Raw genomic sequence first — 20,455 nt, 5'->3', positions numbered from 1 at the left:
GACTTCACTTATTTTAATTGCGCATAAAAAAGGACCGCATTTTATGATGCGGTCCTTTTTAACTCCGATATATTTTAAATAAATCATGCTGTTTCAATAACGTCTTTATAAACGTTTTTCAAAATACCAATCACTTGATCTGGGGTTTTGCCCAATCGGGTTTCTATTCTTTTAAAGAGCTCTTCTTCTTTACCTATTTCAAATTTCACATCTTCGCTGGAAAGTGTGGGATATTTAGTTCTTAGTGCACTTGCCTGTTTGTCCCAATCATCTTTTATCTTGAAAGATTCCGTTGTGCTTCTCTCATTTAATTTATTTTTTATTGCCATTTTAAAAGGTGTTGTCCAATGCTTAATTGCATTCCTATAAATATCAGAGATTCCATTTGTTATAGGTTACAAAAGAGGAATTAAAAATTACAAGTGTTACAGGTTCTCGAGATTAACTTTTCTCTTTTCACCAATCAACTTATAATAAGTAGGCGTATGGCCTGTGACTTTTTTAAACTGGCTGGATAAGTGAGCCACGCTACTATAATGTAGTATATGAGATATTTCTGTAAGGTTCAATTCATCATATAGAATTAACTCTTTGGCTCTTTCTATTTTATGATTGATGATAAACTGTTGTATTGTAACACCCTGAACTTCAGAAAACAAAACTGAAAGATATTTATAATCATAACCCAGCATGTCGCTTATATAATCCGAATAATTGACTTTAGGTACTTCATCAGAAAAATGAACCATCACAATAATCAGATTTTTTATTTTATCTACGAGAATGCTTTTTTTGTCGTCCAATAATTCCAGACCAGACACCGCTAAATTAACTTTTAGTTGTTGTTTCACTTCATCAGTAATTCTTTCTTTGAGTTCGATAACACCAAGATCGATATGAGAATAATTGACACCTAGTTTTTCCAATTCGTACTTTACCATAAGCTTGCATCTTAAGCTCACCATGTATTTAATGTATAACTTCATTTATGTAGAATTAGTAAGGGCTGATACTACTTTTACAACCCATCAATATTATAATAAAAGAAAATATTTGTACAACCATTTTAGTTCATTTGGCGTGTTGATGTACCGTTATGAGTGGCAGTTATTGCAATTACCATGAAAAAAAGCAGAACTGACCATTAGCTTTTTAGTATCTCCTTTCATGCGGCATGACATATCTAATATAATAGTTGATAATAGAAAAGCAAAATCTGAATACTCTTTAATTAAATTTTTAAAAATCTATAGTTTTATTCTATTCAATTAAAGAGGAATATAAAATGTTATTCAAGGAATTTACGAAATATATACAACTTATTAACCAATTTGTGTAATACATTTCTTCGATAAACGGTTAATCTTTGCAGTATAGTTTTTTTATAGGAATTCTTGTGTAGAACTTTAAATTATTTTTTTGTCATGAACCGTGAAAAATTTTCAAATAGAAAGCCGAGTAATGAAGACCATGAAACTATTTTAATGGACAAGAATGTAATGCCAAAACTTATTAGTAATGCATTGCAATTTAATAAGGAACGACAATCAGTTATACTTCAGAGTATTGGTGATGGGGTAATTGCAACAGATACGAAGGGAAATATTATACTTATGAACACCGTCGCAGAGAAACTGACTGGATGGAAATTTGAAGATGCGGAAAACAAACCAATATCTGAGGTGTTTCGCATCGTCGATAGCATTTCCAGGGAAGAAGGTGATAACCTGGTGAAAAAAGTTCTTAAAACTGGTGAATCTTTAGAATTAGACCCAGATACAATATTGATTTCGCGCAATCAGAAAAAAGAATATTCTATTAACGACAGTTGTGCACCTATTCTTGATTTAAAAGGAAATATCATGGGGGTGGTACTTGTTTTTAGAGATGTTACAAAACAAAAGAAAGAGGTAGCCATTAAAGAAAAAATTACGGCAGATTTAGTCCAGCGTAATAAAGATCATGAACAGTTTTCTGATATTATTTCTCATGACTTGAGATCACCAGTTGGAAATATTATTAGTTTGATTGCATTGCTTAATGATAACGATCTCAAAGAAGACGAAAGAGAATTTATCATGAATGCGTTATCTACCTCTGCGGAAAGATTAGATGAGGTAATTATTGATTTGAATGTCATCTTAAGTTTGGGAAGACAATTAAACGATAAAAAGGAGCACCTATTTTTCTCAAAAATTGTCAGAGATATTCAAGATAGCATCGCAAATATTCTAGAAAAAGAACAGGTAAACTTTAAAATAGATTTCAGTGAAGTAGATGAAATGTTCACGATTAAAAGTTATATGTATAGCATTTTCTATAACCTCATTTCAAACAGTATCAAATACAGGAGGCCGGACGTGCCTTTGGAAATTACTGTTAAAAGTGAATTGGTCAAAGAAAAAACGATTCTCACCTTTAGAGATAATGGGTTGGGGGTAGATCTTAATAAAAGTGGTGTTGACATGTTCGGATTATACAAACGCTTTCATACCAACCATGCGGAAGGGAAAGGAATGGGACTTTATATGGTGAAAATGCAAGTGGAAAAATTAGGTGGATCAATCAGCGTGAAGAGTGAAGTAAATAAAGGAACAGAATTTATAGTAGTGTTTCATCCATAATTTTTTTTAATGCGCAATAACTCTTCATAAAAATGTAACGATACACTCATTTCAGTAAAATCATTTTAGCTATAATAAGTTCTTTGAGAAATTATCCAAGTGGAGGATTTTAGTTGGTTTCTTGAAATCACTTAAGTCTTTCAAATAATTTGTTTGGGTAGAGATTAAAGGCATTTGTTAAGAGATATGTAACGCTTATCCGGACTAAAGTATAAACAATAAAATAATATAATGGAATCTTTTGAAGCTTTCAAACCATTGAAAGATTTTAATTGAATTGACCTTATTAAAATAATAATTAAAAAAATAATGACATGAAGAAAATAATTACTTATTGTGTTTTAGCACTTTTGGGAACTAATGTACACGCCCAGATGAAAGATGTGACAGTAACCTTACAACCTACTGCCAGCTATAACTGGTTTGACAAAAATACCGCCATCGAAGATGGCGTGATGTTTGGAGGGAGAGTGGGCTTCGGATTTGGAGAAGCCATTGAATTAAGAGGAGTTTACGAAATATCTAACGACCTTAATAATACAGTTGAAGGTTTTGATATTTTTTCAGATGATTTCGTAAATAATTTTAACACAAGAAAAGTAGACGTGGAACGAATAGGTGGCGAGTTTAAAGCCAATATTCCTACACGCGGTACATTTGTTCCTTATTTAACACTTGGTGCTGGGGTACAAAAACTGAAAGTAGATATTGCTGCAGTGGGTGCACCTACAAACGTGCAAAAATCAGAACAGATTTATGCTAACATAGGTTTAGGGACCCAGATTAAGTTAGGCAATAGGTTATTCTTGAATTTAGAGGCTAAAAATACGGTCTTTAATATGAATCCATCTTCTGTGCTATACCAGGAGGGGCAAGATCAAAGCACTATTGAAGGTTGGTTGAATGACAACAACAACACTAGAATGTACAACTGGTCAGTATTGGCTGGATTACAACTGTATCTAGGCGGCCGAAGTCCAGAAGAGTTTAGTGCATTGGACAGAGCTTATTACAGAAAGTTTTCTGGAGGATTAGGTGGTTTCAAATTAATTTTAGAACCAGGTGGAGCTTATGTTAATTTTGATAATGATTCCAATCTGTCAGATTCTTATTTTCTGGGAGGAAAAATTGGTTTTGATCTGAATCAATATGTAGGTATTAGAGGTTTCTACTATCAAGCTACCAATAATGAGAAGATATCTACTGACTGGGACGATTTAGCCATGTATGGTGGTGAATTTATTGCAAAACTGAATGTTTCTCGAGGTTTGGTGCCTTACCTAACAGTTGGTGGAGGTTATTTAAACGCCTATAAAGGAAGCTATATTGGAAAAGATGAGCTTATGGGTGCCTCTTCTGGCTATTTTGCAAAAGGTGGTTTAGGTTTAAATATTCCTGTTGCCCGAAATGTTGAATTATATGGAGATGCAAGTTTGTTATTTACATCCGATCGTGCAAACAATGATTTGGAAAATACGATTGCTCCAAGTGAGTTAAAACAACATACAATGTACACTGCGGGGATCCGTTTTCAATTAGGTAAAACAGGTAGTAATACCGATCGAATTTTACAAGATGAAATTGATGACAGAGTAGAGGATAGAACACAGCTATATCAAGACCGAATTGATGAGCTTGAATCTGAACTTTCTGACGCCTATAAAAATAATGATACCAAGAAGGCAGTAGCGATCATCGAAGAGAAAAAAGCTTTAGAACGCGAACAGGACGGTCGTCAAGAACCAATAACTACGCCTAAGAAAACTGAAAAAGAAGTAAAAGGATCGAGAGTTGAAATGACTCCAAAAGAACTTGAAGATTTGATTGAAAAAGTGATTCAAGGTGTTGATGAAGAATCACGTAAGCCACAAACCATTGAGGATAGAATGGATCGTCTAGAACGCTTGTTACTCGAGATAAACACAGGAGTATATAGAGAAAATCTTACGCCAGCGCGTCAAGAAGACGCTTCCCAAAAAATTCTGGACAAATTAAATGAGCTCGATAGAAAAATCGATAGAAACACAGACAGAATCAATAATCTGGGTGATAATTTGCAGAATCAAAATCAAAATCAGGACAAAACTTTAATAATTGCACCAGGTCAACAGACCACCGCGCCTGCACCACAGATGGTACGTCCATCAGAGACTAAAGTGGTAACAGATCAAGATGGTAATACGATCGTGCAATCTGAACCTGAAGATACAGGTGTTGCAACTGGCTGGGTCGTAAATGAAGGTATGTCGGTCTTTACAGGTGTTGTTATAGCTGATGATGTGTCAATGATTATTGGTATAAGAGGCAACTATGCCTTTACTAATTCGCCATTTAAATTTATGCCAGACCTATACTTGGCTCCAGGTAAAAATACGGGATTTGGAATAAACGCCAATGTCGTGATTCCTTTCAAAGTAGATGCAGGTATTATTTTAGAACCTTATGCAGGACTAGGACTTGGATATAATGATGCTGTCGGAAAAAGTACGTTTAGTCCTAACTTGGTGTTAGGGACTTCTTTTAATGTATTTGGTGGCAAATTGTTTGCAGATTACACCGCTCACAATTTTGTCGATATACACAGAATATCTGTTGGCTATAAATTAAAATTTTAAAAAGATGTTACAGTTAAATACACATAAATTGAAAACGATTGTTCTTTCTGTATGTATATTATTTTCAGTGAGTCTTTTCGCCCAAAGCGAAAAGACTGCTGATAAAAGTATTATTGTAATGACAGAAGCGGAACTGAGCTCATTTTTAAGCACGATAGCAGATGCGAGACGTGCGCAACTTAAAGAAAGAGAAACGAGACAGCGGAAACAAGATTTAGCAGATCTAAGATTAAAATACGAACGGCGTACGGAACAAGAGCGTCAAGGAATACAATCTGGTGGTTATGATCAAATTTCGAATCAGCAAATCCTAAGTGAATTACGTTATTTGAACCAAAGAATCGACAATCTAAGTTATGGTAACAATGCGTTACCGTCCAGGAGTAGAGATAATTCGACGATTATCATGCCGAGTAATGCAGCCCCTAGTGCGATTTATCCGTCAAATGATAGAAGTACAGCAACCATCATACCTTCGAACAACACAAAGATTAAAGAGTTACAATATCAAATTGATTCTTTAAAAAGTGTTGAAGCGTATAAAGCGAGTTTTCAAAAGGAAAATTCTTTTGGAGATAGCCTTACTGATATGAAAGGCAGGCTGAACGATGTAAGACGTCAGATGGATTGTTTAGAATCAAAAATGATTGCTGCTGATAAATTGACTAAAGCCGAAGATTCCGGCGAAATCAAGTCGTATTTCAAACAACAAGTTTATTTCGACAACAATTCAGAAACGTTGCGAGCCGATTATTTTCCATACATTCAAGATTTGACCCAGATTTTAAATCAATTTCCTGAGGCAAAAGTGATGCTAGAAGGATGGGCAAGCACCGTAGGAAAGGCGAATTATAATAAACAACTTTCTATGCGTAGAGCAGAAGCTGTCGAACAAGCTTTTATCAATAATAGAATAGACGCCAGTCGAATCATTGTCTCTTTTAGAGGAGAAGATAAATTGTCCTCAGAACAGCATGCACGTCGTGTGGATATGTCTATTATTGTGAGATAAAAATTATTATTAATCGCAATTCAAAATACCTTGTACTGTTTTACTATCATAGTGCAAAAATAGGCGTGGAATTTAAGTTTTTGGAAACTCATAACCTTACATAACAAGATTTACAAATTATGTCATTTCTGATGTTGATCAGCAGAGATACCATACCTTATGTTCCTGTCCAAAAACATTCCAATGCAGAGTTCATAAATTTAGAATTAGGATGTTAGAACAGGAAAATTAAAATAACAGATAAACATTTAACTAAAAACTTACTTCAGTTAAACAACATGCCTCTAAAATTAGAATTACCTTTGGTCGAGAATAAAAATTAGCGAATTAGACCTACTTAATTCCGAAAAACCTTATGAAAAAGAAAATACAATCTGCTGTATATCAATTTGTCAACGGGCCTTTTGGAACTGTGATTACTGAAACCTCTGGACATTTGTTGGTGCTTCTTAGACCTAAAAGAGCGATAGAACTATCTGAAGGCGGAATGACAATAGTGTTTAAGAATACCATGAGTATCCCGGAACGTCTGATGAGAAATGCGATTCTTAAAAAACTTGAAAAGAACCAAGATTATAATGGCTTGGTCAAATTGCATAAAAATTATTGGACCAATAAGGGCACCGAACTTTTTATAAAAACCAAAGATGCCTTTGAAAATGTATTTATACCCAATTGGACATTTATATTTGACGAACTAGAGCAGAAACTTTTGAATTCAACAGTGCCGTTTCATACCATGGTAGAAATTGGCACCGGTAACGGGAGTGTATTACACTATCTCAGTAAAAAGTTTCCAAATATAGAAAAGTTTATTGGTTTAGATCTCAGTGGACCCCAAATGGATCTTAATCGGGAGAAATACAAAACACATTCTTCACTAAATTTTGTGGCAGGTGATGCAATTGAATGGGTCAGACAATATGGACAAAGCCACACTATTTTTATAACTTCCGGAGGGGTTTTGGAATATTTTACGGAGTTGCAACTTCAAGTATTTTTAGCTGAAATTAATAAATTAGGGGCAACCATCTTCGTCGCCATTGAACCCAATGATGTCCATCATAACTTTGCTTTAAATCCTAATTTCCAAGTTTATGGATATGAGCGTTCGTTTTCACATAATTATGAAAAGATCTTTACGAATGCATATTTTAAAATATGGCACTTGTCCAGAAGACCTTCACCTGAAGATTGGTATAATCTAACCTTTATAGGTGCAGAAAATTAGGAATAACTAGCATTGGCAACGCCACAAATGTAAAAAGCCTAATAAATTTTTAATTTATTAGGCTTTTTATGGTCGGGGTGGCAGGATTATCTTCATTGATCCTTATAATGGAGTCGTTGCTCATCAAAGCCTAAAACCGCGAAGGGCGGTTTTCACGGCTTTTTTCATTTGTTAACTTATGCTCAACTGCGTTGGCAACGCCACAAATGAAAAAAGCCTACAAAATCTATGATTTTGTAGGCTTTTACTGGTCGGGGTGGCAGGATTCGAACCTGCGACCTCCGCGTCCCAAACGCGGCGCGATAACCGGGCTACGCTACACCCCGAATTGGTTATCTTCAATATATCTTTTGGCTCCTCGTTTTTTTATCTTCTTTTCTAACATTAGTGCATTGGATCTCGTGTTTACTTTTTCTGTAAAAATCAATTCCCATGGTGCACCTGATTTAGTTGAATCTACTAAGCCCTTATTGTGTCGTATCAATCTTTTTTCGATATTGTCGGTTTGGCCAACATAATATCTTGAACGTTTTTGGCTATACAATATGTAAACCGTATAATCCATAATTTACTGTTTGGGTGGTCACGCCCCAAGCGTGACGACCTCCGCGTCCCAAACGCGGCGCGATAACCATGCCTTCGGCTTGGCAGACCGGGTGAGACTTGTCACGCCTTAGCGTGATACACCCCGAATTGGTTATCTTCAATATATCTTTTGGCTACTCGTTTTTTTATCTTCTTTTCTAACATTAGTGCATTGGATCTCGTGTTTACTTTTTCTGTAAAAATCAATTCCCATGGTGCACCTGATTTAGTTGAATCTACTAAGCCCTTATTGTGTCTTATTAATCTCTCATTGATATTATCTGTTTGACCAACATAATATCTTGAACGTTTTTGGCTATACAATATGTAAACCGTATAATCCATAGTTTTTCAGTTTCGGTGGTCACGCCTCAAGCGTGACGACCTTCACGCCCTGGGCGTGACGCGATAACCTGGGTAGACTTGTCACGCCTTAGCGTGATACACCCCGAATTGGTTATCTTCAAAATTTCAAAACACCTTGATTCCTCAAAATCGAGGTGCAAATATATACCTTTTCTTTAAATAGTAACAATAATTATTTCTAAATTTAGACTTTAAAGACTAATTGTATGAAAATCAAGAATTATTTTGTTGTAGTATTTGCATTTATTGGTTTTATATCCTGTGCTCAGGATAAGAATCCCATTAATAATGACCATGGTTATGAAGTGGTTGTTTCGGACCTAACCATTCCCTGGGGCTTTGTGTTTTTACCCGACGGCTCCATGTTGATCAATGAGAAAGAGGGTAAGATGCTTCATTATAAAGAAGGTAATAAAACCGAAGTTCAAGGACTTCCAAAGATATCCAATCGAGGCCAGGGCGGATTGTTGGATATTGCATTACATCCTAATTATGAGGAAAACGGATGGCTCTACATTACTTACGCTTCTCCTGAAGGTGAAGGTAATGGTGGCAACACCGCATTAATGCGCGCTAAATTTGAAAACAATTCCCTTACCAATAAAGAACTACTTTATAAAGCCACTCCAAATACGACAAAAGGGCAGCATTTTGGTTCACGTATCGTTTTTGATAACGCTGGTTATCTTTATTTTACTATTGGAGATCGGGGAGATAGAGACGTAAATCCACAGGATATCACCAGAGATGGTGGAAAAGTCTATCGTTTAAATGATGATGGCTCGATTCCAGGTGATAATCCGTTTTTGAGTAAACCCAATGCCAAAAAAGCTATATATTCTTACGGGCATCGGAATCCTCAGGGTATGGTGTTGCATCCTGAAACCGGTGAGGTTTGGACGCACGAACACGGCCCTCAAGGAGGTGACGAAATCAATATTGTAAAGAAAGGCGCCAATTATGGGTGGCCGGTCATTAGCTACGGTATCAACTATGATGGTACAACACTTACAAGTATTACCGAAAAGGAAGGTATGGAGCAACCGCTTCATTATTGGGATCCTTCCATTGCACCAAGTGGGATGGCGTTTATAACCAGTGACATTTATCCGGAATGGAAAGGCGATTTGTTAGTCGGTTCATTGAAATTTAATTATATGGACAAAGTGGTTTTAAAAGACGGAAAAGTAGTTAAGGAGGAACGTTTCTTAGATGGCTTGGGACGTGTAAGAACCATCAACCAAGGTCCTGATGGTTATATTTATGTAGGTATTGAAAATTTGGGAATTGTTAAACTATTGTCTAAATAAGAATGAAAAAAACGAACCTATTGCTTCTATTTTTAGTTTTTATTTTTTCCTGTAATACTGCTCCGGCACAAACGCCTGAACTCAAGGAGAGTATGGCAAGAGGTGCTGCTATATATGACGATTTTTGCATGAGTTGCCATTTGCCAAATGGTAAAGGCGTGCCAGACGTTTACCCTCCCTTAGCCGATTCTGATTACTTAATGAAAAAGCGTCAAGAAAGCATCAAGGCGGTGAAGTATGGACTGTCTGGAGAAATTACGGTAAATGGAGTGAAATATAATAGTGCCATGGCTGCTTTAGGGCTTTATGATGAGGAAGTTGCCGATGTGATGAACTATATTTTAAACTCCTGGGGAAATGCAGATGGTAAAATAGTAACCGTTGATGAAGTTTCCAAAATAGAGCGATAGGAGTTCTTTATATTTGGTTAAATTTGCCTTGAAATCTAAAAAACAAGAGATGCTCATTATTGGAATAGCTGGGGGTACAGGATGCGGTAAAACCACCGTGGTCAATCAAATTTTAAATGAATTACCTGAGGGTGAAGTGGGCGTAATTTCGCAAGATTCCTATTATATGGATACCACACATTTAAGTTTTGATGAGCGGGAAAAAATTAATTTTGACCATCCACGTTCCATCGATTTTGACTTGTTGGAAAGTCACTTGAGGGATTTGCGTGATGGTAAGGATGTCCACCAACCGGTATATTCATTCCTTAAACACAACAGAACAGGGGATACCATTCTAACCCATCCTCGAAAAGTAATGATTGTGGAAGGCATTTTAATTTTGACCAATCCAGAATTGCGGAAGCTATTTGACATCAAGATATTTGTGCATGCCGATAGTGATGAACGCTTGATCAGAAGGTTAAAACGTGACATTTCTGAACGTGGACGGGATTTGGATGAGGTTTTGGCACGTTACAAAAATACCCTGAAGCCGATGCATCAGCAGTTTATTGAGCCTATGAAAGAATATGCAGATATCATCATTCCCAACAACAAATACAACACTGTGGCGGTTGATATCGTAAAATCCATTATTAACCAACGTTTAGTATAACTTGAAAATCAATCGTAAACATATCAATCGCTTTAAAAATCTATACGTGATCATATTTGTAGGATTCGCCATATGGATGCTGTTTTTTGACGCCAATTCCTTTTTGATCCATCACGAATTGAATTCAGAAATGAACGCTTTGGAAAATGAGCGCGATTACTATAAAAAGGAGATCCTAAAGGATAAAAAGGGGATCAAGGCCTTGAGCACGGAAGAGGGTCTGGAACGCTTAGCGCGAGAAAAATATTATATGAAGAAGGAGAATGAAGAAATTTATATTATCGAATATGAGGATAGTATAGAAAATCAAAATGACCATGAGTAAAACGCTGTTTGAAGATTTTTCTGAAGTGTCTTCCAAACAATGGAAGCAACTCATTCAATATGATCTAAAAGGCGCCGATTATAATGAAACGCTGATTTGGAAGACGGACGAGGGCATCCATGTGAAACCTTTCTATCATGCTGACGAATTTCAGAAACTCCCAAATATTTCTGATACCAAAGCTACGGAATGGCAGATCTGTCAAACCATTTTTGTGGCCAATACTGAAAAATCAAATCGTAAGGCCGTCAATGCCATTGCCCGTGGTGCAGAAAGCATCAAATTTGTTTTGCCTTCTGAAGACATCGCAGTAAAAGATCTTTTGGTCAATATCAATTTGACTAAAACCCCTATTTTTTTTGAATGTCAATTTCTATCTGCACAGTTTATTGATCAATTTGCATTCACACCAAATTTGGCCAACATCCATATTGCATCGGATATTATTGGCAACCTTACAAAAACCGGCAACTGGTTCAAAAATCTGAAAGCAGACCACGCTGAGTTGGAAGCCATTGTAAAAGACACAAATGCCTTTACGGTTCATTTGGATCTGTATCAAAATGCTGGCGCTAATATGGTGCAGCAATTGGCCTATGCACTAGCGCATGTCAATGAATACTTAAATCATTTTGACGCTATCCTTTCAGATAAAGAAAAGCAAACTTTTATAGTGACTTTCAATGTTGCAGTGGGCAGTAATTATTTCTTTGAAATTGCTAAACTTCGTGCTTTAAGAACATTATGGCCAACCTTGGCGGAAGCTTACGGATTTAACACCGAGTGCTTCATTTTTGTAAATCCAACCAAGCGCAACAAAACGCTCTACGATTATAATACCAATATGTTGCGAACCACTACAGAATGTATGAGTGCCATTTTAGGCGGCGCCAATATGATCTGTAATTTGCCATACGATGCTATTTACCATAAAGACAATGAATTTGGAGAACGGATTGCGCGAAATCAATTATTGGTTTTAAAACATGAAAGTTATTTTGATAAGGTCAACAACCCTGCAGATGGCGCTTACTATATAGAAAGTCTGACTCAACAGCTCGCTGAAAAGTCCTTGGAGTTATTTAAGGAAATCGAGGTGAACGGTGGGTTTTTACATCAACTCAAAGAAGGGATCATCCAAAAGAAGATTAAGGAAAGTGCTGCAAAGGAGCAAGAACAATTCGATAAAGGCCAATTGATTTTATTGGGCACCAACAAACATCCCAATCCAGATGATAAAATGAAGCATGAATTGGAACTGTATCCTTTCGTTAAAAAGAATCCAATAAAAACCTTAATTGAGCCTATTATTGAAAAGCGTTTAGCCGAAGCTATGGAACAAAAGCGATTGGAAGATGAGTAGAAAGAATTTACAACATATCAGGTTAGCCAGAAGACCGAAGACCGATGACGGAGGAACATCTGTAAACAATTCCCAACCTGAAGCTTTAAACCAGAAACCTGAAACTTTCCATACTGCTGAAGATATTGAAATCAAATCCACCTATACCAAAGCGGATTTAAAAAATGTAGAGCATCTCAATTTTATCGCTGGAATAGCGCCAAATCTTCGTGGTCCATACTCCACCATGTATGTGCGCCGACCTTGGACCATTCGTCAGTACGCTGGGTTTTCGACTGCAGAAGAAAGTAATGCGTTTTACCGACGCAATTTAGCCGCGGGTCAAAAGGGACTATCGGTAGCTTTTGACTTGGCGACCCATAGAGGCTATGATTCCGATCATCCTCGTGTGGTGGGCGATGTTGGTAAAGCAGGCGTTGCCATCGATTCGGTGGAGGATATGAAAATCCTCTTTGATCAAATTCCTTTGGATAAAATGTCGGTTTCCATGACCATGAATGGCGCGGTATTGCCCATTATGGCATTTTATATTGTGGCTGCTGAAGAGCAAGGCGTGAAACCCGAACAGCTGGAAGGCACCATTCAGAATGATATATTAAAGGAGTTTATGGTGCGGAACACCTATATCTATCCGCCCACACCATCCATGAAAATAGTGGCTGATATTTTTGAATATACCAGCAAACACATGCCTAAATTCAACAGCATCAGTATTTCAGGATACCATATGCAGGAAGCTGGAGCCACAGCCGATATCGAATTGGCATATACGCTGGCAGACGGCTTGCAATACATCAAAACCGGACTTGAAGCGGGCATGGACATTGATACCTTTGCCCCACGTCTATCCTTCTTTTGGGCCATTGGCATGAACCATTTTATGGAAATCGCCAAAATGCGTGCGGCCCGAATGCTTTGGGCGAAAATAGTGAAACAGTTTAATCCTAAAAACGACAAATCGCTTTCTTTACGTACCCATAGTCAAACTTCAGGGTGGAGTTTGACCGAGCAAGATCCTTTTAATAACGTGGCACGAACCACTATTGAAGCAGCTGCGGCGGCTTTTGGTGGCACACAGAGTTTACATACCAATGCCTTGGATGAAGCCATTGCTTTGCCAACGGACTTTTCAGCACGAATAGCGCGCAACACGCAATTGTACTTACAGGATGAGACCAAAATCACAAAAACAGTCGATCCGTGGGCAGGAAGTTACTATGTTGAAAAATTGACCCATGACATCGCCCAAAAAGCTTGGGAGCTGATTGAAGAAGTTGAAGAACTTGGAGGCATGACCAAAGCGATTGAAGCGGGCATTCCAAAATTGAGAATTGAAGAAGCTGCCGCCCGAAAACAGGCGCGGATTGATTCAGGACAGGATATTATCGTTGGGGTCAATAATTACAGGTTGGATAAAGAAGATCCGATTACCACGTTAGAAGTCGACAATCAAACGGTTAGACTTTCACAGATAGAGCGGTTGAATAGTGTGAGGACGGAACGTGATGCCGATAAAGTAGCCAAAGCTTTGGCCAATTTAACGGCAGCGGCAAAAAACATCTTAAATTCGAATGCAAACTCGGAGGTTGATTCAAAAGATTCCCATCTTCGACGGAATGAGAATCTATTGGCTCTAGCCGTAGAAGCAGCAAGATTACGCGCTACTTTGGGAGAGATCAGTGATGCTCTTGAAGTGGAATTCGGACGTTATAAAGCTCAAATTAAATCCTTTTCAGGCGTGTACAGTAAAGAAATTAAAGACGATAGCTCCTTTAAAAAAGCAAGAGAACTTGCCGATAAATTTGCGGAACAAGATGGGCGCAGACCGCGTATCATGATTGCAAAAATGGGACAGGATGGACATGACAGAGGCGCTAAAGTTGTTGCTACTGGTTATGCCGATGTCGGTTTTGATGTGGATATTGGTCCGTTATTCCAAACACCGGAAGAGGCTGCAAAACAAGCCGTGGAAAATGATGTCCATATTTTGGGTATCTCCTCCTTGGCTGCAGGACATAAAACTCTGGTGCCACAGGTCATCGAAGCCTTGAAAAACTACGGCAGGGATGATATTATGGTTATTGTTGGTGGCGTGATTCCTAAACAAGATTACCAATATCTATTTGATGCAGGTGCGATTGCCATCTTTGGACCTGGTACGAGAATCAGTGAAACAGCGATTCAGATTCTTGAGATTTTATTGGATTAATGCGCTTTTTAAAGGTTGCTACAATTCATTTTTTTTCATTTCAGATCATTTTCTTTTTTACTGATAGTCTTTTTATCAGCAATTTTAAAAACACAACAACAATTTGTTTGACAGAGCGTCCTTATTGAAACAGGTTGAGGATAATAAGGACTGGGATGTCATTGTTATTGGTGGTGGTGCCACCGGTCTGGGAGTGGCATTGGATAGTGCTTCCCGCGGCTACAAAACACTGCTTTTGGAGCAGTCCGATTTCGCTAAGGGAACCTCCAGCCGAAGTACCAAATTGATTCATGGCGGTGTGCGCTATTTGGCTCAGGGCAATATCGACTTGGTCAAGGAAGCCTTATATGAAAGAGGATTGCTATTGAAAAACGCCTCGCACTTGGTAAATAACCAATCGTTTATCATCCCTACTTATAATTGGTGGGATACTTTCCTATATACGGTTGGTTTGAAAATATACGATGTATTGGCTGGTAAATTAAGTTTTGGTAAATCGGTCAGGATTTCTAAAAAGGATACGGCTTCACGACTTTCAACTATTAAAACAGAACATCTCAAAGGTGGCGTTGTCTATCATGACGGTCAATTTGATGATGCACGACTGGCGGTCAATATGGCTCAAACTGCTATTGAGCAAGGCGCAACGGTTTTAAATCATTTTAAGGTAAGCCAACTACATAAAGATGTCAACGGCAAAATTAATGGGCTTAGTGCGGTAGATAACGAAACACATAAATCATACGTTTTCAATGCCAACGTAGTCATAAACGCTACAGGTGTGTTTACTGATGAGATTTTACAAATGGACAATGTGGATGCTAAAAACACCGTGCGCCCGAGTCAGGGGATTCATTTAGTGTTGGATCGCAGCTTTATGCCAGGTAATGACGCCATCATGATTCCCAAAACTGCCGATGGTAGGGTTCTTTTTCTGGTGCCGTGGCATAATAGAGTAGTGGTTGGAACTACAGATACGGTATTGGATAGCCATAGCTTGGAACCAAAGCCGCTGGAGAGTGAAATCGATTTTATTTTGGAAACTGCAAATTCCTATCTGAAGAAAAGTGTTTCACGAGCGGATGTGTTGAGTGTATTTGCTGGATTACGACCCTTGGCAGCTCCTAAAGATGCATCAGAAAAGACGAAGGAGATTTCAAGAAGTCATAAGGTTATTGTTTCTAAATCTGAATTGATCACGATCACCGGTGGTAAATGGACCACGTATCGACGGATGGCTCAAGATACCATCAACAAGGCGATTGCTTTGAAAAAATTACCGTATAAGAAGTGCCAGACAAAAAACCTAAGTATTCATGGTGCGGATGGTTCTGCGGATGATACCGATCATCTTTATATTTATGGAACCGATCAAAAAGCCATTGAAGAATTGATTAAAACAGCTCCTGAATTAGGTGAGAAACTGCATCCAAGATTGGAGTTTTTAAAGGCTGAAGTGGTCTGGGCAGTAAAAAACGAAATGGCACGAACTGTAGAAGATGTATTGGCAAGACGTGTGCGCATCTTGTTTTTGGATGCCAATGCAGCAAAAGAAGTGGCGCCCGAAGTTGCTGAGCTCATCGCGACATTTCTAAATAAGGATGACGCTTGGAAACAGTCGCAGATTGCTGAATTAACCCAATTGGCAAATCAATATATCCTGTCTTAAAGTAATTTCTGCTTTCTTAAACTCATAATGAAAAACGATTGGTCATAAAACTATATGCAATAAAAACAGTTTTATTTACTGCAAACATATTCCTAGGAATAAAGAAACTATAGTATAACAAGGATTGTTCTGTGAAATCCCTTATTTTTATAAGTCTTAAAGATCATATTATGCGCTTGATAATCCTTGTTCTGACCTTTATAAGTCTTAATTCATGTAAATCGACTATGATGGAAAGCAGCGGTGTCATTGCAAATAATCCCGTAATTGCCCACAGAGGGGCATGGAAAGCTGAGAATTTGCCACAAAACTCTATAGCCTCTTTAAAACATGCCATTGCGTTAGGTTGTGCAGGTTCGGAATTTGATGTGCGTATGACCGCCGACCATGTTTTGGTGGTCAATCATGATCCTGACTACATGGGTTTGTTTATTGAAAATCACACCTACTCCGAATTGTCAAAACATAAATTATCCAATGGCGAACTATTACCTACTTTAAAAGATTATTTACTGGCTGGAATGGAGAATAATCCCAACACAGGATTGGTCTGTGAAATTAAGTCTTCAAAAACTGAAGGTCGAAATGTGCTGATGGCAGAAAATGTCATGGCCTTGGTGGACGAGCTAAAAGCTGAAAGTTATATGTCTTATTATATCAGTTTTAGTTATGAGATTCTGGAGAAGATCATAGAAATAAACCCTGATGCCCAAACGCAACTCTTAGATGGTTCCATGTCGCCAGAAGCTTTAAAGGAAGCAGGGATTTCTGGGTTGGATTATGCAGCTAACGTTTTTAGAAAAAATCCAGAATGGATTAAAAGTGCCAAGGAGCATCACTTAAAACTGAACGTTTGGACGGTTAATAAAGAAAAAGATATGGATTGGTTTTTGAATAGTGGGTTCGATTATATCACGACCGATGAACCTGAATTACTATTTGAGCGCATCAAAAATTGAGAATTTAAATAATTCGGAAATAAGATAATTTACGGCTTTTTGAAGTTCGGTATTATAACTCAACGTCCTTCAAAAACTGAGATTTGTCATGAGTCATCATTGATATAAAGTAATTTAATTATGATAATAAGAGTTTTTTGTCTGTTAGTCTGTTTGATGATTTTTGGGAGTTCCAAAAGTCAACATCTTAGCGCTATGACCTATAACTTGCGTTTGGATATAGCATCTGATAATGAAAACGCTTGGGCACACAGAAAAGAGTTCTTAAGCTCGCAAGTTTTGTTCCTTGAACCCGATATTCTTGGGGTGCAAGAGGCAAGACCCAATCAGGTTGAAGATTTAAAAAAAGCTCTAAAAGATTATAAATTTATTGGGAATGGACGAGATGGCGGCCAAGAAGGGGAACATTCAGGAATTTTTTATAATACTAATAAAATTAAGCTTGAACAAACCCATACGTTTTGGCTTTCAGAGACTCCGGATATGGTATCCAAAGGTTGGGATGCGGCGTACCCACGGGTGTGTACTTATGGTTTGTTTACAATGAAAGAAAGTAGTCAGAAAATATGGGTGTTTAATACGCATTTGGACCATGTCGGGACCACTGCCCAAAGAGAAGGGATGCTACTCATTTTAAATAAAATTAAAACGGTAAATACGCAAAATCTTCCAGTGTTGATTATGGGCGATTTTAATGTAGAACCAGATTCTGAAGTGGTGACGCATTTGAAAACGAAATATTCAGACTCCCGAGAGAAAGCTAAACTGATTTTTGGTCCTGAGGGCACGTTTAATGCCTTTAAATATAATGAAGCCGTAACCCAGCGCATCGATTATATTATGGTTTCTGATCAGTTTGAAGTCGTTAAATACGCCACCTTTTCAAGCGCGATAGATTTCAAGTTTCCATCCGATCATTTTCCAGTTTACGTGGACTTGCTATTGAACTAAAATCATATTCCTGAAAATGCTCTGTTATTCAATCCGTTTGTAGTTTTCAGAATAAAGACGATTGCCTTCATCATCCACTTCAATTTGGCTGAATCTGTTTTTCTCTAACACGAGTTCGTACTTGAATTCATGTTTCTCTTCTATAATCCTACGCATCATTTCTGAGCCGTATTCTAAAGTTTCGGTAAGTTCATCGTTGTCTTGCTTATAGCTTCCATAACCAAACCATTCCGAGGAGTCTGAAGGAACATTCTTGCTCCACATGACTTTTTGGTCGGTGTACATTTTTACTTGCCTATAACCAAGGTTGGGTTGAAATGAATCGGTAATCTTATTATTGACATAATTATAATAGCCAACCATTTCCCAGGTGCCATTAAGTTTCAGGGCTAGGTCTTGTTGTGCCTCTTGTTCAGTGACGGTATCTGAGCTTTTGCCTTCGTTACAAGCACTTAATGTGACCAACAATAGAAAAAATAGTGGAAGTTTCATAAGTTTCAGATTTTGATGGTTAAAAATATTGTCTTTCTAATCTACGAAAATTATACGACTTCTCTAAAATAAGTTGTACTTAAATGATGCCTGAGGATGCAATATAATTAATTGGACAAGTGGTCTAAGGTATTGAAATCAAGCCTTAAACCTATTTAAATATAAATTATTATGGAATTGCTCCAGCAAGCTATTAGTGATTTATGAACACCGTTTTTCGGTTGACAAATTCATGGATGCCTTCTTTTGAAAGCTCTCGTCCATAACCCGAAGCTTTGGTGCCACCAAAGGGCAGACGTGCATCAGATTTTACCAGCTCATTTACAAAGTACGCACCATCTTCTATGCTGTCAATATAGCCTTGGGCGGTGTCAATAGATTGGGTAAATACCATAGTGCCCAAACCAAATCTCGTTTCAGAAGCCACCTTAAAAGCGGTTTCGGCATCTTTGACCTTCATGATGGGAGCAACAGGACCAAAGGTTTCTTCCTTAAAAACTGGCATGTCCGAAGTGATCTCAGTTAATATGGTCGGTTCAAAAAAAGCGTGGTCTTGTTTGTTGCCCGATACTACGGTGGCCCCCAATGCCACGGAATCATCAATCTGCTTTTTTAAAATATCTGCCAAGTCGGCTCTGGCCAAAGTTCCAATGGTCGTCTGATTATTCATGGGGTCACCAAACTTTAGTGCGGCCACCTTGTCTTTGAATCGCTTTAAAAATTCGTCATAAATATTTTCAGTTACAATAAATCGTTTGGCGGCAATACAACTCTGTCCGGCATTTTGCATCCTGGCATTGACAATAGTATCCATATATTTATCTAAGTCGGCATCATCCAAAACAACACACGCATTGCTGCCACCCAATTCCAGTACGGTTTTCTTTAAATGTTTACCTGCAGTAGAAGCAATGGCTTTGCCAGCCTGTTCACTTCCGGTTAATGTGACTGCTTTAATAAGGTCGTTGGCTATAAGTTTTTCAACCGCGTCATGGTTGACTAAAATAGTAGTAAAGCACCCTTGAGGATAACCCGCTCTTTCAAAGAGCTTTTCTATAGCTAAGGCACACCCCGTAACATTGCTGGCGTGTTTTAGAAGGGCCGTATTGCCAGCGGTCAAGGTTGGAATGGCAAACCGGAGGACTTGCCAAAAAGGATAGTTCCAAGGCATGATGGCTAAGATGATGCCTAGCGGATCATAACTTATAAAGCTCTCCGTGGCATCGGTGTCAATCAGTTCATCTGCTAAAAAATCATCGGCATTGGTAGCATAGAAATCGCATAAAGTCACGCATTTTTCAATTTCCGATAGACTTTCTGCAAGGGGTTTGCCCATTTCTAAGGTGATGAGTTTGGCAAGATCCTCTTTGTCATCTTCTAAAATTTGGGCCATGTTGATCAAAAGCCTGCAGCGCTCTTTAATGGCCGTTTGTCGCCATGTATGGAATGCTTTTTTGGAGTTTTCCAAAATCCGGGTTAACTGTTCAGAAGTATGGGTTTCATACTCTTTAATAGGTTTGTTGTTGAATGGGTTAACGGTTTTAATGATTGTGCTCATAATGGACGTTTTTAATGTTAAATTCATTATAAATGACCTTAACATTTAGGTTTTCAGACTTACTTTTGTTATCTTATGTAAGAGTCAACATCTAAATTATACCAAAATTTTAAAGACT

At 37.9% G+C, this 20,455-nt stretch carries 19 protein-coding genes and 1 tRNA gene; 13 read left to right on the top strand and 7 right to left on the bottom strand.

Annotated features, from left to right (window positions below; all coding sequences use genetic code 11):
- Positions 1–83 precede the first annotated feature (83 nt).
- Positions 84–329 carry a hypothetical protein gene (locus ESZ48_RS17995; protein ID WP_129018890.1) on the bottom strand — a complete coding sequence of 82 codons (246 nt, stop codon included), beginning with the start codon at positions 327–329 and terminating at the stop codon, positions 84–86.
- Between the two features lie 96 nt (positions 330–425).
- Positions 426–986: a helix-turn-helix domain-containing protein gene (locus ESZ48_RS17990; protein ID WP_129018889.1), complete on the bottom strand. Its 561-nt coding sequence runs from the start codon at positions 984–986 to the stop codon at positions 426–428.
- Between the two features lie 438 nt (positions 987–1,424).
- Here ESZ48_RS17990 and ESZ48_RS17985 point away from each other — a divergent pair, with 438 nt between their 5' ends.
- The 4 genes from ESZ48_RS17985 to ESZ48_RS17970 all read left to right on the top strand — a co-directional run bounded on the left by ESZ48_RS17985 (position 1,425) and on the right by ESZ48_RS17970 (position 7,482).
- Complete coding sequence (locus tag ESZ48_RS17985; RefSeq protein ID WP_129018888.1) at positions 1,425–2,624, top strand: sensor histidine kinase; 1,200 nt, start codon at positions 1,425–1,427, stop codon at positions 2,622–2,624.
- A gap of 314 nt (positions 2,625–2,938) precedes the next feature.
- Positions 2,939–5,239: an outer membrane beta-barrel protein gene (locus ESZ48_RS17980; RefSeq protein WP_129018887.1), complete on the top strand. Its 2,301-nt coding sequence runs from the start codon at positions 2,939–2,941 to the stop codon at positions 5,237–5,239.
- Between the two features lie 4 nt (positions 5,240–5,243).
- Complete coding sequence (locus ESZ48_RS17975; RefSeq protein ID WP_129018886.1) at positions 5,244–6,251, top strand: OmpA family protein; 1,008 nt, start codon at positions 5,244–5,246, stop codon at positions 6,249–6,251.
- Between the two features lie 355 nt (positions 6,252–6,606).
- Positions 6,607–7,482, top strand: coding sequence for a class I SAM-dependent methyltransferase (locus tag ESZ48_RS17970; RefSeq protein WP_129018885.1), 876 nt, complete (start codon positions 6,607–6,609; stop codon positions 7,480–7,482).
- A 248-nt stretch (positions 7,483–7,730) separates the two neighbouring features.
- Here ESZ48_RS17970 and ESZ48_RS17965 read toward each other — a convergent pair.
- From ESZ48_RS17965 to ESZ48_RS17955, 3 genes are all read right to left on the bottom strand, one after another.
- Positions 7,731–7,808, bottom strand: a tRNA-Pro gene (locus ESZ48_RS17965).
- Positions 7,799–8,047, bottom strand: coding sequence for a GIY-YIG nuclease family protein (locus ESZ48_RS17960; RefSeq protein WP_129018884.1), 249 nt, complete (start codon positions 8,045–8,047; stop codon positions 7,799–7,801). The genes ESZ48_RS17965 and ESZ48_RS17960 overlap by 10 nt, the downstream gene beginning before the upstream one ends.
- 101 nt (positions 8,048–8,148) lie before the next feature.
- Positions 8,149–8,412 carry a GIY-YIG nuclease family protein gene (locus ESZ48_RS17955; protein WP_129018883.1) on the bottom strand — a complete coding sequence of 88 codons (264 nt, stop codon included), beginning with the start codon at positions 8,410–8,412 and terminating at the stop codon, positions 8,149–8,151.
- Positions 8,413–8,639: 227 nt separating this feature from the next.
- Here ESZ48_RS17955 and ESZ48_RS17950 point away from each other — a divergent pair, with 227 nt between their 5' ends.
- The 9 genes from ESZ48_RS17950 to ESZ48_RS17910 all read left to right on the top strand — a co-directional run bounded on the left by ESZ48_RS17950 (position 8,640) and on the right by ESZ48_RS17910 (position 18,287).
- A complete protein-coding gene (locus tag ESZ48_RS17950; protein WP_129018882.1) occupies positions 8,640–9,743 on the top strand; it encodes a PQQ-dependent sugar dehydrogenase in 1,104 nt (367 codons plus the stop codon).
- Between the two features lie 2 nt (positions 9,744–9,745).
- Positions 9,746–10,153, top strand: a complete 408-nt coding sequence (locus ESZ48_RS17945; RefSeq protein WP_190246299.1) for a c-type cytochrome — start codon at positions 9,746–9,748, stop codon at positions 10,151–10,153.
- A gap of 49 nt (positions 10,154–10,202) precedes the next feature.
- A complete protein-coding gene (gene udk / locus ESZ48_RS17940; protein WP_129018910.1) occupies positions 10,203–10,811 on the top strand; it encodes a uridine kinase in 609 nt (202 codons plus the stop codon).
- 46 nt (positions 10,812–10,857) lie between these two features.
- Complete coding sequence (locus ESZ48_RS17935) at positions 10,858–11,136, top strand: FtsB family cell division protein (protein ID WP_223266503.1); 279 nt, start codon at positions 10,858–10,860, stop codon at positions 11,134–11,136.
- Positions 11,129–12,499 (top strand): methylmalonyl-CoA mutase subunit beta, encoded by a 1,371-nt coding sequence (locus tag ESZ48_RS17930; protein ID WP_129018880.1) that lies wholly within the window; start codon positions 11,129–11,131, stop codon positions 12,497–12,499. Before ESZ48_RS17935 ends, ESZ48_RS17930 begins: the two co-directional genes overlap by 8 nt.
- Positions 12,492–14,708 carry a methylmalonyl-CoA mutase gene (gene scpA / locus ESZ48_RS17925; RefSeq protein ID WP_129018879.1) on the top strand — a complete coding sequence of 739 codons (2,217 nt, stop codon included), beginning with the start codon at positions 12,492–12,494 and terminating at the stop codon, positions 14,706–14,708. Before ESZ48_RS17930 ends, scpA begins: the two co-directional genes overlap by 8 nt.
- A 103-nt stretch (positions 14,709–14,811) precedes the next feature.
- Positions 14,812–16,377 carry a glycerol-3-phosphate dehydrogenase/oxidase gene (locus tag ESZ48_RS17920; protein ID WP_129018878.1) on the top strand — a complete coding sequence of 522 codons (1,566 nt, stop codon included), beginning with the start codon at positions 14,812–14,814 and terminating at the stop codon, positions 16,375–16,377.
- A gap of 170 nt (positions 16,378–16,547) precedes the next feature.
- A complete protein-coding gene (locus ESZ48_RS17915) occupies positions 16,548–17,336 on the top strand; it encodes a glycerophosphodiester phosphodiesterase family protein (RefSeq protein ID WP_129018877.1) in 789 nt (262 codons plus the stop codon).
- 195 nt (positions 17,337–17,531) lie between these two features.
- Complete coding sequence (locus ESZ48_RS17910) at positions 17,532–18,287, top strand: endonuclease/exonuclease/phosphatase family protein (RefSeq protein ID WP_223266502.1); 756 nt, start codon at positions 17,532–17,534, stop codon at positions 18,285–18,287.
- A gap of 24 nt (positions 18,288–18,311) precedes the next feature.
- On the opposite strand, the gene ESZ48_RS17905 is transcribed toward ESZ48_RS17910, so the two are convergent.
- On the bottom strand, positions 18,312–18,779 hold the full coding sequence (locus tag ESZ48_RS17905) for a hypothetical protein (protein WP_129018875.1): 468 nt from the start codon (positions 18,777–18,779) through the stop codon (positions 18,312–18,314).
- 193 nt (positions 18,780–18,972) lie between these two features.
- Positions 18,973–20,337, bottom strand: a complete 1,365-nt coding sequence (locus ESZ48_RS17900; protein WP_129018874.1) for an NAD-dependent succinate-semialdehyde dehydrogenase — start codon at positions 20,335–20,337, stop codon at positions 18,973–18,975.
- Positions 20,338–20,455 lie beyond the last annotated feature (118 nt).

The sequence above is a fragment of the Gelidibacter gilvus genome (assembly GCF_004115975.1).
GTDB classification, from domain to species: Bacteria; Bacteroidota; Bacteroidia; order Flavobacteriales; family Flavobacteriaceae; genus Gelidibacter; species Gelidibacter gilvus.
This window is presented reverse-complemented; position numbering and strand designations above follow the sequence as displayed.

Coding starts and splice junctions, on each gene's coding strand:
- ESZ48_RS17955 (WP_129018883.1), bottom strand. CDS start 8,412: ATGGATTATACGGTTTACATATTGTATAGCCAAAAACGTTCAAGATAT.
- ESZ48_RS17995 (WP_129018890.1), bottom strand. CDS start 329: ATGGCAATAAAAAATAAATTAAATGAGAGAAGCACAACGGAATCTTTC.
- ESZ48_RS17915 (WP_129018877.1), top strand. CDS start 16,548: ATGCGCTTGATAATCCTTGTTCTGACCTTTATAAGTCTTAATTCATGT.
- ESZ48_RS17985 (WP_129018888.1), top strand. CDS start 1,425: ATGAACCGTGAAAAATTTTCAAATAGAAAGCCGAGTAATGAAGACCAT.
- ESZ48_RS17980 (WP_129018887.1), top strand. CDS start 2,939: ATGAAGAAAATAATTACTTATTGTGTTTTAGCACTTTTGGGAACTAAT.
- ESZ48_RS17950 (WP_129018882.1), top strand. CDS start 8,640: ATGAAAATCAAGAATTATTTTGTTGTAGTATTTGCATTTATTGGTTTT.
- ESZ48_RS17905 (WP_129018875.1), bottom strand. CDS start 18,779: ATGAAACTTCCACTATTTTTTCTATTGTTGGTCACATTAAGTGCTTGT.
- ESZ48_RS17975 (WP_129018886.1), top strand. CDS start 5,244: ATGTTACAGTTAAATACACATAAATTGAAAACGATTGTTCTTTCTGTA.
- ESZ48_RS17945 (WP_190246299.1), top strand. CDS start 9,746: ATGAAAAAAACGAACCTATTGCTTCTATTTTTAGTTTTTATTTTTTCC.
- udk (WP_129018910.1), top strand. CDS start 10,203: ATGCTCATTATTGGAATAGCTGGGGGTACAGGATGCGGTAAAACCACC.
- ESZ48_RS17900 (WP_129018874.1), bottom strand. CDS start 20,337: ATGAGCACAATCATTAAAACCGTTAACCCATTCAACAACAAACCTATT.
- ESZ48_RS17970 (WP_129018885.1), top strand. CDS start 6,607: ATGAAAAAGAAAATACAATCTGCTGTATATCAATTTGTCAACGGGCCT.
- ESZ48_RS17930 (WP_129018880.1), top strand. CDS start 11,129: ATGAGTAAAACGCTGTTTGAAGATTTTTCTGAAGTGTCTTCCAAACAA.
- ESZ48_RS17960 (WP_129018884.1), bottom strand. CDS start 8,047: ATGGATTATACGGTTTACATATTGTATAGCCAAAAACGTTCAAGATAT.
- ESZ48_RS17990 (WP_129018889.1), bottom strand. CDS start 986: ATGAAGTTATACATTAAATACATGGTGAGCTTAAGATGCAAGCTTATG.
- scpA (WP_129018879.1), top strand. CDS start 12,492: ATGAGTAGAAAGAATTTACAACATATCAGGTTAGCCAGAAGACCGAAG.
- ESZ48_RS17910 (WP_223266502.1), top strand. CDS start 17,532: ATGACCTATAACTTGCGTTTGGATATAGCATCTGATAATGAAAACGCT.